The organism is Rhodococcus sp. PAE-6 (assembly GCF_025290685.1).
GTDB lineage: Bacteria > Actinomycetota > Actinomycetes > Mycobacteriales > Mycobacteriaceae > Rhodococcus > Rhodococcus pyridinivorans.
The window spans coordinates 1-17,451 of record NZ_JAOCLZ010000007.1; the positions used below are offsets into that span (position 1 = coordinate 1).

The 17,451-nt window shown below is 67.5% G+C and carries 10 protein-coding genes and 1 pseudogene; 7 read left to right on the forward strand and 4 right to left on the reverse strand.

The annotated features are described in order from the left end of the window. Nucleotides 1–11: 11 nt before the first annotated feature. The 6 genes and pseudogenes from NVV99_RS15010 (at nucleotide 12) to NVV99_RS15035 (ending at nucleotide 11,520) form a co-directional block, all read left to right on the forward strand. Nucleotides 12–6,137: a non-ribosomal peptide synthetase gene (locus NVV99_RS15010; protein WP_260782924.1), complete on the forward strand. Its 6,126-nt coding sequence runs from the start codon at nucleotides 12–14 to the stop codon at nucleotides 6,135–6,137. 135 nt (nucleotides 6,138–6,272) lie between these two features. Then, the gene (locus NVV99_RS15015) at nucleotides 6,273–7,334 is read left to right on the forward strand and encodes an alpha/beta hydrolase family protein (protein WP_033097162.1); all 1,062 of its coding nucleotides are present in this window, start codon (nucleotides 6,273–6,275) and stop codon (nucleotides 7,332–7,334) included. Nucleotides 7,335–7,434: 100 nt separating this feature from the next. Then, nucleotides 7,435–7,818, forward strand: a complete 384-nt coding sequence (locus NVV99_RS15020) for a hypothetical protein (protein WP_024101630.1) — start codon at nucleotides 7,435–7,437, stop codon at nucleotides 7,816–7,818. Nucleotides 7,819–7,971: 153 nt separating this feature from the next. Further along, nucleotides 7,972–9,471 (forward strand): annotated as a pseudogene (istA, locus tag NVV99_RS15025) (IS21 family transposase). Next, complete coding sequence (gene istB / locus NVV99_RS15030; RefSeq protein ID WP_024101627.1) at nucleotides 9,468–10,256, forward strand: IS21-like element helper ATPase IstB; 789 nt, start codon at nucleotides 9,468–9,470, stop codon at nucleotides 10,254–10,256. The pseudogene istA and the gene istB overlap by 4 nt, the downstream one beginning before the upstream one ends. Nucleotides 10,257–10,317: 61 nt before the next feature. After that, a complete protein-coding gene (locus NVV99_RS15035; protein ID WP_051424841.1) occupies nucleotides 10,318–11,520 on the forward strand; it encodes an IS30 family transposase in 1,203 nt (400 codons plus the stop codon). A gap of 92 nt (nucleotides 11,521–11,612) precedes the next feature. Here NVV99_RS15035 and NVV99_RS15040 read toward each other — a convergent pair whose 3' ends face one another. The 4 genes from NVV99_RS15040 to NVV99_RS15055 form a co-directional block, all read right to left on the reverse strand. Further along, nucleotides 11,613–12,494, reverse strand: coding sequence for an ABC transporter permease (locus NVV99_RS15040; RefSeq protein WP_024101625.1), 882 nt, complete (start codon nucleotides 12,492–12,494; stop codon nucleotides 11,613–11,615). Nucleotides 12,495–12,498: 4 nt separating this feature from the next. Next, on the reverse strand, nucleotides 12,499–13,365 hold the full coding sequence (locus tag NVV99_RS15045; protein WP_024101624.1) for an ABC transporter permease: 867 nt from the start codon (nucleotides 13,363–13,365) through the stop codon (nucleotides 12,499–12,501). Next, complete coding sequence (locus tag NVV99_RS15050) at nucleotides 13,362–14,417, reverse strand: daunorubicin resistance protein DrrA family ABC transporter ATP-binding protein (RefSeq protein ID WP_024101623.1); 1,056 nt, start codon at nucleotides 14,415–14,417, stop codon at nucleotides 13,362–13,364. The genes NVV99_RS15045 and NVV99_RS15050 overlap by 4 nt, the downstream gene beginning before the upstream one ends. Nucleotides 14,418–14,568: 151 nt before the next feature. Beyond that, nucleotides 14,569–15,264, reverse strand: coding sequence for a GntR family transcriptional regulator (locus NVV99_RS15055; RefSeq protein ID WP_051424840.1), 696 nt, complete (start codon nucleotides 15,262–15,264; stop codon nucleotides 14,569–14,571). Between the two features lie 282 nt (nucleotides 15,265–15,546). Between NVV99_RS15055 and NVV99_RS15060 the strand changes: the two genes are divergently transcribed. Then, on the forward strand, nucleotides 15,547–17,055 hold the full coding sequence (locus NVV99_RS15060) for an amidase (protein ID WP_041803423.1): 1,509 nt from the start codon (nucleotides 15,547–15,549) through the stop codon (nucleotides 17,053–17,055). Nucleotides 17,056–17,451 lie beyond the last annotated feature (396 nt).

A 17,451-nucleotide genomic window follows, 5' to 3' on the forward strand; every position in this document is an offset into this window, starting at 1 on the left:
TCGAGCGGCTCGTGGAGATCATCGACCCCGAACGGTCGACGGCACGCCACCCGCTGTTCCAGGTGGTCCTGTCGTTCCAGAATTTTCGTGAGGCAGCGCTCGAACTTCCGGGCCTGACGGTCTCAGGAGTCCCGTTCGACGTCGACACTGCGAAGTTCGATCTCTCGCTCATACTGCGTGAGCAGTACGACGAGGAGGGCGAGCCCGCCGGCATCGGAGCCGAGTTCTCCTACGCGACGGCCCTGTTCGATCGGCGGACCGTGGAGGAGTTCGCGCGCAGGTTCTCGATGTTGCTCACTGGCGCGTTGGACACTCCGGAGGCGCCCGTCGGCGACCTGGCGATCCTCGACGTGGATGAGTTCGACCGCCTCATCCACGTCCGCGGTGGTCACGTGACCACTGGAGGAAGTTTCAGCGATATCCTCACGCGGGGGGGCGCGATGGATCCCGACGCCGTGGCAGTGCGGTACGAGGGACGGTCGATCACCTACCGCGAACTCGACGAAACCTCGTCGCGACTGGCCCGCTTGCTCATCGAGCGTGGTGCCGGACCGGAGAACTTCGTGGCCGTGTCCTTCCCCCGTTCGTACGAGATGGTGCTCAGCGTGTGGGCGATCGCGAAGACCGGCGCCGCGCACCTGCCCGTCGACCCGACCTATCCGGACGACCGCGTGCGCTACATGCTCGACGACTCCGGGGCCACCCTGGGCATCACGTCGTCCGAGTTCGTCGGCGGACTGCCCGACGACGCGGAATGGCTGCTGATCGACGACCCGGCGTTCGCCGCCGACGTCGAATCCCGCTCCGCCGCACCGATCACCGACGCCGACCGGGTACGCCCGATCCGGGTCCACCACCCGGCCTACCTGATCTACACCTCGGGGTCGACCGGCAAGCCCAAGGGCGTCGTCGTCACCCACGCCGGCCTCGGCGGTGTGGTCGACACTGCTGCCGATCTCTACCATCTCCGTGCAGGGCACCGCTCCCTGCACATCTGTTCGCCGAGCTTCGACCCATCGGTGCTCGAGTGGACAGCCACGTTCTCCAGCGGTGCCACTCTGGTGATCGTGCCGGCAGGGATCATCGGCGGGCCGGATCTCGCCGAGTTACTGCGGGCGGAGGGGGTGACACATGTGACGATCACTCCGGCCGTGCTGGGCACCATGGATCCGACCGGCCTCGACAGTGTGGAAACGATCTGTGTCGGCGGCGACGTCACCACGCCCGAACTGCTCGCGCAATGGGCGGCGGGACGGAGGTACTTCAACGGCTACGGCCCGACCGAGGCGACCATTATGACTACCTTCGGAAGGCTCCAGCCGGGACGGCCGATCACCATCGGTAGTCCTACACACGGAGTGTCGGCCCTGGTGCTCGACTCGCGTCTGCGGCCCGTCGCCGCCGGCATGGCGGGTGAGCTCTACGTGGCCGGCCGGGCACTCGCCCGCGGCTACCACCGCCGCAACGCGCTGACCGCCGAGCGGTTCGTCCCCAACCCCTACGGCGAACCCGGCGACCGCATGTACCGCACCGGCGACGTCGTCCGGTGGCGGCCCGTCGAGGACCGGCTCGAGATCGAGTTCGTCGGCCGCAGCGACTTCCAGGTCAAGGTGCGCGGTTTCCGCATCGAACTCGGTGAGATCGACGCGGTCCTCAGCGCACACGAGTCCGTGAACTGGGCGACGACGGTGGGGCGGTCCACCCCGTCCGGTGCGACCGTCCTCGCGTCCTACGTGCTGCCCGTCCGCGGCCGCACGATCGACACCGCGGAGTTGACGGAATTCGTGTCGCGATCGTTGCCGCCGCACATGGTGCCGTCGGCGATCGTGGTGCTCGACGAGGTGCCGCTGACCCCGGTGGGCAAGCTCGATCGTGATGCTCTGCCGGAGCCGGTGATCGAAGAGCGCGAGTACCGAGCTCCCGCTACGCCGTACGAGGAGATCGTGGCACGGACATACGCAGAGGTGTTGGGCGTGCCCCGGGCTGGGGTGGACGACGACTTCTTCACTCTCGGGGGCAACTCGCTGATCGCCACGCGGGTGGCGGCGCGGATTTCCAAAGCGCTCGGTGTGCGGGTCACCGTGCGCGAACTCTTCGAATCCTCCACTGTGGCGGGACTCGCTGCCGTGGTCGAGTCTCTCGCCGGGGGGGATCGCATACCTTTGGTGCCAGGCCCTCGTCCCGAGACGATTCCACTATCCTTCGCGCAACAGCGCATGTGGTTCCTGAATCGCTTCGATTCGGCCTCGGCGGCGAACAACATCCCCGTCGCACTGCGTCTGCGCGGGACACTCGACGCCGATGCGCTCGGTGCCGCGGTCGCGGATCTTGTCGAACGACATGAACCCCTTCGGACGATCTATCCGGACCGCGACGGTGTGGGCAGCCAGTTGGTCCTGCCTGTCTCGAAGGCTATCCCGGTGTTACGAGTCGAGGAGGTCCAGAGCTCGGAGATCGAAAGTCGAGTGATCCATGCAGTGATGACGGGATTCGATATCACCGTCGAAGTGCCCTGGCGACTAGAACTCTTACGGACGGGCGACGAGTACGTTCTGATCATCGTGGTCCATCACATCGCTGCCGACGGTGCGTCGATGGAGCCGTTCGTGCGTGATCTCGTCACCGCCTACCTCGCCCGTAGGGCGGGGGCGGTGCCCGGCTGGGAACCACTCGCCGTGCAGTATGCGGACTTCACCCTGTGGCAGCGGTCCGTCCTGGGCGACGAGGATGATCCGGATTCGACGATCTCGAAAGACATCGCCTACTGGACATCGGTTCTTGCGGATCTACCGGATCGTCTCGAACTGCCCACCGACCGGCCACGCCCGGCCGGGGCGTCGGGCCGCGGGGCGGTCGTCGAGTTCGAGATCGACCCGGCCCTGCACGAGGCCGTCGTCGAACTCGGCCGGGCCGCGGGATGTTCGCCCTTCATGGTCTTCCACGCGGCCTTCGCCGTTCTATTGTCCCGGATCTCGGGTGCGAACGACATCGCGATCGGCACCCCGGTCGCGGGCCGCGGCGAGCAGGCGCTCGACGATCTGATCGGCATGTTCGTCAACACACTCGTGCTGCGGACCACCGTCACTCCCGAGCGGACGTTCGCCGACGTCCTGCGCGAGGTCCGCGCCTCGGACATCGACGCGTTCGCCCACGCCGACCTGCCCTTCGAGCGGCTCGTGGAGGTCCTCGACCCTGTTCGTTCCGCTGGTCACCATCCGCTGTTCCAGGTGGCCCTGTTCTTCCAGAACATGGAGCGACCCGACCTCGCCCTGCCCGGACTGGACGTCGAGCCGGTGGATCTCGGTGGCAGCATCGCCAAGTTCGATCTGCAGCTCACCGTCGGACCGCGAGAGGTCGAGGGACGTCCCGCCGGTATGGATGCCCAGTTCACCTATGCCACGGACCTTTTCGACGAGACGACGGTGCGGTCGCTCGCCGCCCGTCTCGTGACGGTCCTCGAATCGCTCACCGGCGACGTCGAGATGGTCGTCGGTGACGTCGACCTGCTGGCCGCGCCGGAGCGACACGCGCTCACCGTCGAGGTGAACGCCACCGAGCGACCGGTCGATGCGCAGACCCTGCTCTCGCGCTACCGCGCGCAGGTCGCCTCGACCCCGGACTCCACCGCAGTCGTCTTCGGCGACGACGCCCTCACCTATACGGAGTTCGACGCGCGGGTCAACCGCCTCGCCCGTCACCTGATCTCGGTCGGTGTCGGACCCGAATCGCTTGTCGCGCTGGGTATCCGGCGCTCGATCGATCTGGTCGCCGCCATGTACGCGGTCGTCACGGCGGGCGGGGCCTACGTGCCGCTCGACCCCGACCACCCGGCCGACCGGATCAGCCACATCCTCGACACCGCACGACCGGTGTGCGTGCTCAGCACCACCGCCGACGCCGGGGATCTCCCGGCCGGGGTCGAGACGATCCTCGTCGACGACCCGGCTCTGCCCGACCATCCGGCCGAGCCCGTGCGCGAGGACGAACTGCGGGGCACCGTCCAGGCCGCCTCACCGGCCTACGTGATCTTCACGTCCGGATCCACCGGACGTCCGAAGGGTGTGTCCGTCCCCCACGAGGCGATCGTCAATCAGCTCGAGTGGATGGCCGCGGAGTACGACATCTCGCCCGGCGACGTGTACCTCCAGAAGACCGCCACGACCTTCGACGTGTCGCTGTGGGGTTACTTCCTGCCGCTGCGCACCGGCGGTACGCTCGTCGTCGCGACCCACGACGGTCACCGCGACCCGGCCTACGTGGCCGACGCGATCGTCCGGTACGGCGTCACGCTCACCGACTTCGTCCCGTCCATGCTCACCGTCTTCGCCGCCCACGCCCCGGCGGGTAGCTGCGCCGGCCTGCGCCACGTCTTCGTCATCGGCGAGGCCCTCCCGCCGGAGACCGTGACGGCCTTCCGGCGTCTCGGTGACGCGGCGGTCCACAACCTCTACGGCCCCACCGAGGCCGCGGTCTCGGCGACCTACTGGGGCGCCGAGGACGGCGACCATTCCGTGCCGATCGGCGTTCCCGAAGCGAACGTGCAGGTATACGTGCTGGATTCGCGTCTGCGTCCCACCCCGGTGGGAACCCCGGGCGAGCTGTATCTCGGTGGCGTGCAACTCGCGCGCGGCTACGAGAAGCGCCCCGACCTCACGTCCGACCGGTTCGTCGCGAGTCCCCTCGGGGTGCGGGGAAGCAGGATGTACCGCACCGGCGATCTCGTGCGGTGGCGCCGCATCGCCGACGGTGCCCTCGTCCTGGACTATCTCGGCCGCACCGACTTCCAGGTCAAGTTCCGCGGTCAGCGCATCGAACTGGGCGAGATCGAGACGGCGCTGCTCGGCTGCGCCGAGGTGAGCCAGGCCGTCGCGCTCGTCGTGCCGACACCGACCGGTGAGCAGCTGGTCGCCTACGTCGTGCCGGCACCCGGGCACACTGTCGACAAGGCGGTCCTGCTCGACGCCGTGCGTAGCGTCCTGCCGTCGTACATGGTGCCGTCGGCGGTCGTCGTGCTCGATGCGTTCCCGCTCAACACCAGCGGCAAGCTCGACCGCAAGGCCCTGCCGGAGCCCGTCTTCGAGGTCCGCGAATTCCGCGCTCCCCGTAGCCCGATCGAGGAGATCGTCGCGAACGTCTATGCCGAGGTGTTAGGCGTACCCCGCGTCGGTGTCGACGACGACTTCTTTGAGCTGGGCGGAAACTCACTGATCGCAACTCGAGTGGTAAGTCGCCTACGCGAGAAGATCGGTGTCGAGGTTCGAGTCCAATGGCTCTTTGCCGAAACCACCGTCGAGGCGCTGGCACAGCGGATCGCGTTCGATCTCGATAGCGGGGAAGCGTTCGATCCGTCGGACGACAATTCGATGCAGATCCTGTTGCCGCTTCGGACTCGTGGTAGCGGCAAGGCGCTCTTTTGTGTGCATCCTCTGTACGGTTTGGCATGGACGTATTCGGGTCTGACCCATTTTGTGCGCGACCGTCCTGTCTATGGCGTCCAATCCCGGATTCTGTCGGAGGACGGTTACCGACCTAAGTCCCTCGCCGAGATGACCGCCCGCTATGTGGAGGAGATCAGGATTGTGCAACCCGAAGGGCCCTATCATCTGATGGGCTGGTCGCTCGGTGGCGTGCTCGCTCACGAAATGGCTGTCCGTCTTCAGGGGGAGAACGAACAGGTTGGGAGTCTGACAATGCTCGACAGCCGACTGAACCTGAAGGTGGGGGATTTCCGGGACACCATTCGTGACGAGCTCGCCCAGATCGGCGTCGTCCTTGAGGATGGGGACAACGTGATGGCATTGTCCGACGAACACCTGGAAAAGTTGTGGGAGATGATCCCGCAGGAGATGTTCGCCCTCTCTCCCGAGCGGTTTCGAGACCTGTACGAAGGTGCGCTCCATTCCGCCGAGCTCATCGCCTCGCATACTCCGGGTGTTTTCGAGGGGGATCTGCTCTACTTCACCGCTGCGGATCATTCGCCGAACCAGGACGATGTCGAGCAGCAGTGGTCACATCTTGTGACCGGCAGCATCAAGGACGTTCCGGTCGGTTGCGTCCACGGGGCGATGATGACGCCGGAGTCGCTCGCGGCGATCGGCCCTGTACTCGACGAGTACCTGAGAAGGAAGCAGATGTAACGAGTTGCTTCCGCATCCCGACGCATGTAACTGTACGAAACCTGTAATCAGGTAGGTTCCGTTCGTCACCGTCGAACCCGACGCCGACAACCGCTGCCCAACTCGAAAAGGTGAGAGAACCGTATGAAGCATCCGATGCGAGGATCCGGACGACTTCGTGTATTGACCGTTGGCGCGGCATGCGCAGTTTTTTCGGCGGCGTTGTCGTTCGCTCCGGCAATCGCACAGCCGGCGGACCCGGTGGTAGAGAGCCAGCAACCGCTCCAGTCGGTAACCAGTGAAAACGGTTCGAAGATCACTCGTATCGAGAAGTACGATGACCAGCAGCTGCTGGTCTACGTGTACTCCGCTTCAATGGACAAGGAGATCCTGCTCGACGTCTGGCGTCCGGCCGACACGAGCGAGCCGCGCCCGACGCTGTACCTCCTCAACGGCGCCGGCGGCGGCGAGGACAGTGCCACCTGGCGTTTCCGTACCGACGCGATCGAGTTCTTCAAGGACAAGAACGTCAACGTCGTCTCGCCGGTCGGCGGAAAGTGGAGCTACTACACCGACTGGAAGAACGAGGACCCGGAGCTCGGCGTCAACAAGTGGGAGACCTTCCTTACGAAGGAGGTCCCGCCGCTGATCGACGCCGCGCTCGGCACCAACGGCGTCAACGCGATCGCCGGTCTGTCGTCCTCGGGTACGTCCGTCCTGCAGCTGCCCATCGCTGCTCCCGGCCTGTACCAGGGCGTCGCGGCCTACAGCGGGTGCGCGCAGACCTCCGACCCGATCGGTCAGCAGTTCGTCAAGCTCGTCGTCGAGACCTGGGGTGGCGGCGACACCCGCAACATGTGGGGCGAGCTCGACGATCCGGCCTGGGTCGAGAACGATCCCTACGTGCACGCCGAGGAGCTGCGCGGACTCGATCTGTACATCTCCAACGGCACCGGCCTGCCCGGACGTTACGACACCCTGGCCGGCCCCGAAATCGACGGTGAGGTCGACGTGCTCGCCAACCAGATCATCGTCGGCGGTGTCATCGAGGCTGCGACCAACTACTGCACGCACAACCTCCGTGGCCGCCTCGACCAGCTGGGCATCCCCGCCACCTACAACTTCCGCGACTCCGGCACCCACTCGTGGGGTTACTGGCAGGACGACCTCAAGGATTCGTGGCCCGTCCTCGAGAAGGCACTCGGTCTGACTTCGTAAGTCCGGCCGGTCCGTCGCGACCAGGTGTGAGAAGGCCCCTCTTCGCCAGGGGGGGTTCACATGATCGTCGCAACACTCTCAACGAGAGGTTGCGACGATCATGTCGTTTACGGAGGACTGCGACCGGTTCGGTGACCAACTGGCACGACTGATCGATGCCGGGATTCCGGTCAAGGAGGCCGCGGCCGCATTCGGGCTGCCCCGACAGCGGTGTTACGCGATTTTGAGGGCGATCGGCCGGCCGGCGGGTAGATCCCGTGGCCGGGCCGGCACCGCCGACCCTGCGCTGATCGTGTCTGTCTACAACGAGACCGGTTCGATCACCCGGGCGGCGAAGGCCTCGAAGGTGGCGCATTCGGTGGCCCGCCGGATCCTGGTCGACGAGGGACTGGTCCGCACAGGGAAGATCTCGCCGAAGGGCAAACCCGAAGCCAAGCGTCGTTGTCTGGAGTTGATCGCAGCCGGGTGGTGTCCATGGCCATGAGAAAGTCCCCACTGGTGGCCGAGTAACGGTCCCCGGTGGTGGCCAGATGAAAGTCCCCGCCTCGTGTTCGTCGTGATTCCCACCGGAACGCCAGGCCTGAGCGGTGAAGGTGAAGGTGCCACCCAGTCACCTGTCACCGCCCAGGGAGTTCCATTGAAGTCTGCGAAGGACCGCATGGACATCATTTCCGCCTACCGCGAGGTCGGCACCTACCGAGGCGCCGCCGAGATGTGCGGCACCACCCACAAAACCGTCCGCCGTGTCATCGAACGATTCGAAGCCGGCGACACCCCGCCCCCACGGCAACCCCGCCCCCGCAACTACGACACCGTCACCGAGATCGTCGCAGAACGCATCGCCTCGTCCCGCGGCAGAATCTGAAGCCAAACGCCTGCTCCCCATCGCCGCGGCCGCCGGATACACCGGCTCGGACCGCAACTTCCGCCGCCTCGTCGCCGACGAGAGAACCAAGTGGCGCAAAAACAATCACCGCGGTCGCCGTCCCGCCGTGTGGACACCGGGTGAATACCTGGTCATCGACTGGGCCACCCTCGGTGCCGGTCTGCACCTGTTCTGCGCGGTGCTGGCGTATTCACGGTGGCGGTTCGTCGCCTTCGCCACCGACGAACGCGCCGCCACCACCTTGACGTTGATCGCCGAGGCTCTCGCCGCGATCGGCGGGGTGCCCACCAAGGTCCTGGCCGACCGGATGGCCTGCCTCAAAGGCGCAGTCGTGGCGAACGTGGTGGTCCCGACCCCGGACTACGTGCGGATGGCCACCCACTACGGGTTCCGTCCCGACTTCTGCCACGCCGCCGACCCCGAGTCGAAGGGCGTCGTCGAACACCTCGTCGGCTACGCCCAACGCGACCTGGTCGTCCCGCTGCTCACCGACGCCGACCTGTCCGGCCGACCGGTGGACCTGGCCGCCGCGAACGCCGCCGCGAAGGCCTGGTGCATCGAGGTCAACACCCGGGTGCACACCGAGATCGACGCGGTCCCCGCCCAGCGCCTGCGCGAGGAACAGGCCGTGCTCGGGCCGCTGCCGTCGCTGCGACTGCAGATCGGGCCGCCACCGGTGACCCGCAAGGTCGACAAGCTCTCCTGCATCCGCTTCGGCTCGGCCCGCTATTCGGTGCCGACCCGCCTGATCGGGGCCACCGTCACCGTCACCGCCGGCGAGGGGCGACTGCTGATCGCCGACCCCGCCACAGGGGAGGTCGCCGCCGATCACGCGCTCACCGCCCCGGGCACCGCGTCGATCCTCGACGAGCACTACCCGACCCCACGACAGGCTCCCAGTCGTGGTCCGCGACCGAAAACCGAAGTCGAGAAACGATTCTGCGCACTCGGTCCGGTCGCCGAACAGTTCCTCGTCGGCGCCGCCGCGGCCGCCAACACCCGCCTGCCCGCCGAACTCGCGGTGCTCCTGGACCTGCAGGCCGCGCACGGCACCGATGCCCTGCTCGCCGCCCTGACCCGGGCAGTGGCGTTCCGGCGGTTCCGCGCCGACGACGTCCGTTCCATCCTCGACGCCGGGGCGGGGTTCCCCAACCCCGCCCCGGCGGTGAGGCGCTGGTGCTGGACCTGCCGACCGCCCCGACCCGATCTCTCGACGCCTACGCCGTCACCCGAGAGGAGACCGCACGATGAGCAGTTCGAGCACCGCCGTTCCGCCGGCGGTCGCGGCGTTGCCCGCCGACCTCGACGCCGGTCTGCGCCGACTCAAACTCGCCACCGTCCGCCGCACCGCCGCCGAGGTCCTGCAGACCGCCAAGACCCAACGCTGGACTCCGGAGGAGGTGCTGCGCACCCTGATCGAAGCGGAGTTGGCCGCCCGCGACGCCTCCAACATCGCCGCCCGACTCAAAGCGGCCGCGTTCCCCGTCGCCAAGACCCTCGACAGTTTTATCGTCGCCGAGTCCTCCATCCCACAAGCCACATTCGACTACCTGATCGGTTTGGAATGGGTTCGTTCCCACGCCAATCTGGCGTTGGTCGGCCCGCCGGGTACCGGAAAATCCCACACCCTGATCGGGTTGGGGATCGCGGCCGTGCACGCCGGGCACAAGGTCCGCTATTTCACCGCCGCCGACCTCGTCGAAGCCCTCTACCGCGGCCTGGCCGACAACACTGTCGGCAAGACCATCGACACGCTGTTGCGGGCAGATCTGATCATCGTCGACGAGGTCGGGTTCGCGCCGCTGGACGACACCGGCACCCAGTTGCTGTTCCGACTCGTCGCCGGCGCCTACGAACGCCGATCCCTGGCGGTCGCCTCGCACTGGCCGTTCGAGCAGTGGGGCCGGTTCCTGCCCGAACACACCACCGCCGCCGGCATCCTCGACCGGCTCTTGCACCACGCCACCGTCGTGCTCACCGACGGTGAGTCCTACCGGATGCGCCAGGCCCGACACGAACGAGGTGAACGCCCCTGACCCCAACCCCGAACACCCACGAGGCGGGGACTTCCACCTGGCCCAGAGCGGGGACACCACGATGGCCGTTGACAGGTGGTCGGCCAGACGAGCAGCCCGTGAGGTCGGGGTCAACGAACGCACCGCACGGGACTGGCGGCAGGGGATCCGGCGTTCGAACAGCAAGCGGATTCACCCCGATGGGCGGGTCGTGGATTACCACCACGGAACCGTCTACACACAGTCTGTGACCAGTGCGACCAGAGTGACCTGCGATGACAGCGGACGGCCGGCGATCAGCGACCGGTATCTGTCGACCGAGGACCGGATCGCGATCGCCGACGGCCTGCTCGTCGAGGATTCGTTGCGGGCCATCGCCGCTCGGATCGGCAAGAACGTCTCGACCGTCTCGCGGGAGGTTCGTCGGCACAGCATCGAGGGCAGGTACCTGCCGTATCAGGCCGATCGAGCCGCCGCTGCCGCCCGGGCGCGGCCCAAGCAGTCCAAACTGGTGGTGAACACGGTCCTGCGGGCAGCGGTCGAGGAAGGCCTGTCCCGGAAGTTGTCGCCGGAGCAGATCTCGCACCGTCTGCGCCGGGATCATCCCGACGACGAAAGTATGCGGGTGAGCCACGAAACGATCTATCAAGCCCTCTACTTCCAAGCTCGAGGTGGGCTCAAAAAGCACGTGCAACAGGCACTTCGGACCGGACGGGCGAGACGTAAACCGCACCGCGCGGACGGTCAGCGGTATCAGCGATTCACCGATCCGATGGTGATGATCAGTGACCGGCCCGCCGAGGTCGCCGACCGTGCGGTGCCCGGACACTGGGAGGGCGATTTGATCACCGGTGAGCTGAACAAGACCGCGATCGGCACCCTCGTCGAACGCACCACCCGTTACACGATGTTGCTGCACCTGCCGAACGGGCACGACGCCGAATCCGTGCGGGACGCGCTCATCGCCGCGATGAAAGACCTGCCCGCGCATCTTCGTGGCTCGCTGACCTGGGATCAGGGCGCCGAGATGGCCCGGCACAAACAGTTCGGTATCGCCGCCGATATGGCCGTGTACTTCTGTGACCCGGCCAGCCCCTGGCAACGCGGCACCAACGAGAACACCAACGGACTGCTGCGGCAGTATTTCCCCAAGGGCACCGATCTGAGTGTCTACAGCCCGGCGGACCTCGAGCACGTCGCCCAGGAACTCAACGGCCGGCCACGCAAAACGCTCGGCTGGGATACTCCAGCCGAGCGTCTGCGTGATCTAATCCCCACCAACTAACAGCGGTGTTGCGTCGACCCCTTGAAACCGCCCAGCGGAGAAGGGCCTTCCCCATTCGTGTGGTCGAGTCGGCTCGACGGGTGACGCTCGGATCAATTCTGTTCGGCCGAGCGCCGATATCCGACGACGGCGGGGAGGACGAAGATCGCCACCATCCCGGCCGACCACAGGACGGTCTTCAGGAACGGTTCCGCGATCGGACCACCCATCGCGAGCGAGCGCATGGTGTCGATTGCGCAGGACATCGGCTGGTTCGCCACCACGGGTTGCAGCCAGCTCGGATATGCCATGACCGGCACGAACCCCGAGTTGAAGAACATGAGCAGGGTGCACAGGATCGAGACGGTCTCGACGAGGGGTGTGCGTCCCGGCAGGGTCGCCAGAGCCGTCACCATCATCGCGAATCCCAGACCGAAGATCAGCGGGACCACAAGGCTGAGCAGGGTGGGGCCGATGCCCTGCGTGAACCGGAAACCCAACGCCATGCCGGCGGCGAAGATCACGAGAGAGGTGACGAACACACGCACCATCTCCGCCATCAATCGTCCCACCAGACCGGACGAGCGGTGGACGGGCAGCGTGTGGAACCGGCTCAGCAGGCCGGAATCGCGTTCGGTGCGCAGCCCCACCGCGCTGACGACCGAGCCGAACATCGCGCCGACGAGCACGATCATGGGCACGGTGCCGAAGATCGACGAATAGCCGGTCGCGGCGGTGATGCTGTCGCCGAGCACGATGCGGAACATCACCAGGGTGAGCGCCGGATAGATGAGCGCCTGGATCATCGTGGCCGGATCGCGGGCCCACCGGAGCAGCAGGCGACCGCACTGCAGGCGGCTGTGCTCCCACAGTGCGCCGAGGGAACTCTCGCTGCGGACGCGATCCGGTTCGGGATAGGCGAAGGCGCGACCCGGAGTCCCTGCCCGCTCTCGCGATCGGGCCCGTGCCCGCTGTGTCTCGACGGTCTTGCTCATCGACTCACTCCCGCCTCGTCGCGGCCCACACGGCGCCCGGGATGCAGATCACGGCCAGCCCGATCATCCAGAACAGGCTCGGCCGGAAGACCTCCCAGGTCACGCCGTCCTGGGCCATGTCGCGCATCGCGAAGGAGAACTGCGAGATCGGCTGGTTGCGGACGAACGGTCTGATCCACTCGGGGAATCCCTCCTCGGGCACGAAACCGCACGAGAGCATCCCGAGGATCAGCTGCGGCAGGGTCAGCGCCTGCGCTGTGGCCTCGGGGCTCCGGGACAGACATCCGATCGCGTCGGCGCCCAGGCACAACAACAGGCTGATGATCAGTGCGGTCGCGCAGAACAACGCTGCCTGCCCGGGCCCGGCGGAGAAACGGAAACCGATGAGATAACCGAATCCGATCGCCGCGGCCAAGGAGATGACCGACCGCACCATGCTCGCCGTCATCCGTGACGCCAGGGGCGCCGCCGGGGCGACGGGCATCGTCTGCAGACGCGAGGTCACACCGGTCGTGCCCTCCTGCGCTGCCAGCTGCGCCGCGGAGATGGCGGTGAACGCCATCGACTGCAACACGATGATGGGCATCAGGAACTGCGCGTAGTCGATGCCCTGCAACTGCATCACGAACTTGAGCGGCAGATAGAAGCCGAGACCGAAGACGAACGGTGCCAGGACCGTGAGGACCAACTCGCCGTACCGCGCCATCGTGCGCAACGACCGGAGCGTCAGCACCCACCACTGCTCGACGCCCGACGGCGTGATCCGGCGGTGGACCCCTCCCCGACGTGCGGGAAGGGTGGACGGGGAGTCGGTGAACGAGACCGTGGAGGCTTCCGTCCCGCGGACCGTCTCGTCGGTGCGGGCCGTCACGGCCGCTCACCTGCCGGCGCAGGCTCCGCTCGTTCCGCCTCGGGCGGCGCTGTCGGGCCGTCGTTCGTGGGGCCACCGTCCGTCGGATCGCCGCCGTCGGAAGCGGAGTGCCCGGTGAGGCGGAGGAAGACGTCGTCGAGCGAGGGACGTCGCAGACCGATGTCGGCGAGTTCGATGCCCAGGGGTTCGATGCGCCGCAGCACGTCGGTGAGGGTCGCGGCGCCGTCCGGTGCCGGGACGGACACCCGATCCGTGTCGGGGACCGTACCCACCAGGACGTCCTGGGAGAGAAGACCGTTCAGGGCGTGCAGGATCTCGGGTATCGCCCGCGGGTCGGCCGGAACGATCTCGCATTGGGTGCCACCCGCGGAGGACTTCAGCTGGTTCGCGGTGCCCTCCGCGATCACGGTGCCTTTGTCGATGACGATGATGTTGTCGCTCAGCACGTCGGCCTCTTCGAGGTACTGCGTCGTCAGGAGCACCGTGATGCCCTGGTCCTTGAGCGCCCCCACCAGCGACCACACGCCCTGCCGGCTGCGCGGGTCGAGACCGGTGGTCGGCTCGTCGAGGAAGACCACCTTGGGACGGACCACGAGGCCGCACGCGATGTCGACCCGTCGGCGCATACCGCCGGAATAACCCTTCACGGGGCGACGACCGGCGTCGACGAGATCGAACTCCCGGAGCAGATCGTCGGCGCGCCGGGTGGCCGACTTCTTGTCCAGACCCATCAGGCGGCCGAACAGGATCAGGTTCTCCCGGCCGGTGAGGGTGTCGTCGAGCGCGGCGAACTGGCCGGTCATCATGATCGACCGCCGGACCGCTGCGGCGTCGGCGACCACATCGTGCCCGGCGACCACGGCGCGACCCGAGGTGGGACGCAACAGTGTCGACAGCACCTTGACCATCGTGGTCTTGCCGGCGCCGTTGGGGCCGAGGATGCCGAGGACACGGCCCGGCGGTGCAGAGAAGCTGATCCCGTCGAGTGCGTGGACGTCGCCGAACGACTTGTGGACGTCCTCCACGAGAACTGCCTGGTCGTGATCGCTCACATCACACCCCGCCGTAGATCTCGGTCCCCGTCGGGGACGGGTCGGTCCGTCACCGTCGGAATCGTACCGGTGCGCACGATCCCGGGAGGGGCGGACGGACATGCGCGTCGGCGCCGACGTCCGTTCCCCTCGGGGTGTTCACGCCGGTCGGTCAGGACCAGACGCCGAGATCTTCGAGGTGTTCGACGAGTCGGTGGGCCCCGTCGGTGAAGTGTTCGCGCGTCTCGCGTCCGGCGGCCTCGACGTCACCGGTGCGCAGCGCCTGCAGCAACCGCTCGTGTGAGGCGATCGCCGCCGTCCCCCAGTTGCGATCGTCGGAGTAGAAGTGCACGGGGGTGTACCGGGTCGCGTTGTGGAGGAACCACGCGAGCTTGCGCGAACGCGCCACCCGGTTCAACGTCCGGTGGAACTCGAATTCGAGGTCCTCGATGCGCGCGCCGTCACCGGCCCGCACGGCCTCGGCGAAACGCGCGGCCAGCTCGTCGAGCTCCGCGAGGGTCTCGGCCGTCATCAGGGTCGCGGCGCGCTCCACGAGCCGCTCGGCGAGTCTGCCCTGGAGCCAGAAGATGTCGTCGATGTCCGATCTGTCGAGCGGGGACACCACGTACCCGCGATGGGGGACGAGTTCGACGAGCCCCTCACCACGGAGGGTCAGCAGAGCCTCGCGCACCGGGGTCACGCTCACCCCGAGGTCGGCCGCGGTCTCGTCCAGACGGACGAAATCGCCGGGTCGCACACCGCCGGACATGATGAGGTTTCTCACGTGCGCCGCCACGTCGTCCGAGAGTTGCGGTCGCCGACGAATCTTCGGGGACCGTGATGATCCGGACGAAGCGGACGAGTTCATGGCATGCGCCTTCCTCTGATGGACGGCTCGCATTATCACCGCACGGTCTCGGCGGCATCACGGCCGGGGGTGACATGTGGCACACATTCCCCGCCTCGCCCGGATCGTGACGCAGTTCGTGGTTTGGTTGGCGGGGTGAGCACCGGAGTATCACGCCGACGGTTACTGGGAGGGGCCGCCGGCGGATTGTTCGCGTGGGGTGCGACCGCGGGGAGCGGTCGTGCGGCTCCGCCACGCAGGCTCCCTCCACCCGACACCGTCACCGTCACCGATCCCGCGAGGATGAGTGCGGTCGAGGCGGCGGCGCTGCTGCACGCCGGCGAACTGCACCCCCGGGAACTGCTCGACGCCTGTCTGGACCGCACCCGCTCGTACGACGGAGCGATCGGTGCGTGGATCCGGCTCTACCCCGAGATCGCCTACGCGGCGGCCGACGCGGCGGGGGAGCGGCTCGCCCGCGCGCGCCGCGACCAGGCCCCGGCACCGCTCGTGTGCGGGCTTCCGATCGCTCTCAAGGACATCTTCGCGGTCTCCGGACTTCCGCTCACCGCGTCGAGTCGCGTCCTCGAGGGCAACATCGCGGCCGGGCACTCGGGTGTGTGGCGCCGACTCGAGGACGCCGGCGCGGTGCTCATGGGGCACGCGCACACCGACGAATTCGCGATCGGTGTCGCCACCCCGCAGGTGGGCAACCCGTGGAACACCGAGATGTCGCCCGGCGGATCGTCCGGCGGCAGCGCGGCCGTGCTCGCCGCGCGGTTCGCGCCCCTCGCGCTCGGCAGCGACACCGGCGGTTCGGTCCGGTTCCCGGCGAGCGCCTGTGGTGTCTCCTCGATCAAGCCGACCTACGGGCGCATCACCTCGCACGGCATGATCCCGCTGACCTGGACCCGCGACCACGTGGGTCCGATGGGCCGCAGCGTCGCGGACGCGTCCCTGATGATGACCGTGCTCGCGGGCGCGGACCCGGCCGACCCGATCACGGCACTCGGCCCCGACGTTCCCGAGGGCGGTTACCCGGTGACGGCGGCCGGGGGAGCGAGTCCCCTCGCCGGCGTGCGCATCGGGCTGCCCGTGAACACGAATCCCGCACCTCCCGAGGCCGTGCAGCGCGTCGTCGACGACGCGGCGCGGGTGGCGGAGTCGCTCGGCGCGGTCACCGTCCCGGTGACGATGCCGCCGCTGCCCGAATCTCTCGCGACCGGCGATCAGGTCGAGATGGGCGCCTACCACCAGCAGTTCACCGACCGGCTCGGCCTGTACCGCCCCGAGAACGCGGTGGCCGCAGGCACGGCGGTGGCCTCGCTGGCCGTGCCGGTGGGCGACTACCTCACCTTCGAACGCGACCGCCTGCGCTACCAGAGCGACTACAACCGGATGTTCGTCGACCAGGATCTCGACGCGATCATGCTGCCCGGCGCCTCCGTCGACGGCGCACGACGCCAGGAGTTCCTCGGCATCAGTGTCACGGCCGGAGTGACGGGCCCCGTGCGCTGGGCGAACTACTCCGGTGCCCCCGTGGTGACCCTGCCTGCCGGGTACTCCGCCGCGACGGGGATGCCGGTCGGTGTGCAGCTCGGTGCGCGGCCGTGGCAGGACGAACGTCTCATCGGCATCGGGCTCGAACTGCAGGAGGCACTGCCGATCTGGCGCGACGAGCCGCAGCTCGTCGCCGCCGGCGCACGGGTCCCCGAGGTCGCGCTGGTGCCGCCGGGCCCCGGTCCCGACCCGACGAATACGATCGGGGCGGCCGCTCCGGTTCGGACCCTGCCGATGAACCCCATCGGCTAGGCTCGACCACGCGGACCCGACCGCGCGGCGTATCGCCGAGGTGCACATCACGCACCGTCGTGAGTTGAACTCTCGGCCGTGCTCCTGCATACTGGTCGGGTTGCCTTGACCGGGCCATGGATGTTTCGCGGCTCGGAACGGGAAAGACGTGACAGTCGCGGATCGAGCCTCACGGCCTGGTCGCGGCCACATGCAAGACGGAAGCAGTACCCCTGTGCGCTCCTGCGGAGCGCAGCCGGTTCCGTTCCTTGCGGTGTCGAAGCCTTCGAGCATCGACGCCGGGGAATGAGCGGCGGGCCGACACGCCCGACCGCGTGGACCGGAGAACAATGACAGATGAACAGCGGCAAGCGGATCGGATACGTCCGGCTCGCACTGTGTTTCGAGTGCTGTTCT

Coding starts and splice junctions, on each gene's coding strand:
- NVV99_RS15060 (WP_041803423.1), top strand. CDS start 15,547: ATGAGTGCGGTCGAGGCGGCGGCGCTGCTGCACGCCGGCGAACTGCAC.
- NVV99_RS15035 (WP_051424841.1), top strand. CDS start 10,318: ATGGCCGTTGACAGGTGGTCGGCCAGACGAGCAGCCCGTGAGGTCGGG.
- NVV99_RS15055 (WP_051424840.1), bottom strand. CDS start 15,264: ATGAACTCGTCCGCTTCGTCCGGATCATCACGGTCCCCGAAGATTCGT.
- NVV99_RS15015 (WP_033097162.1), top strand. CDS start 6,273: ATGCGAGGATCCGGACGACTTCGTGTATTGACCGTTGGCGCGGCATGC.
- NVV99_RS15020 (WP_024101630.1), top strand. CDS start 7,435: ATGTCGTTTACGGAGGACTGCGACCGGTTCGGTGACCAACTGGCACGA.
- NVV99_RS15040 (WP_024101625.1), bottom strand. CDS start 12,494: ATGAGCAAGACCGTCGAGACACAGCGGGCACGGGCCCGATCGCGAGAG.
- istB (WP_024101627.1), top strand. CDS start 9,468: ATGAGCAGTTCGAGCACCGCCGTTCCGCCGGCGGTCGCGGCGTTGCCC.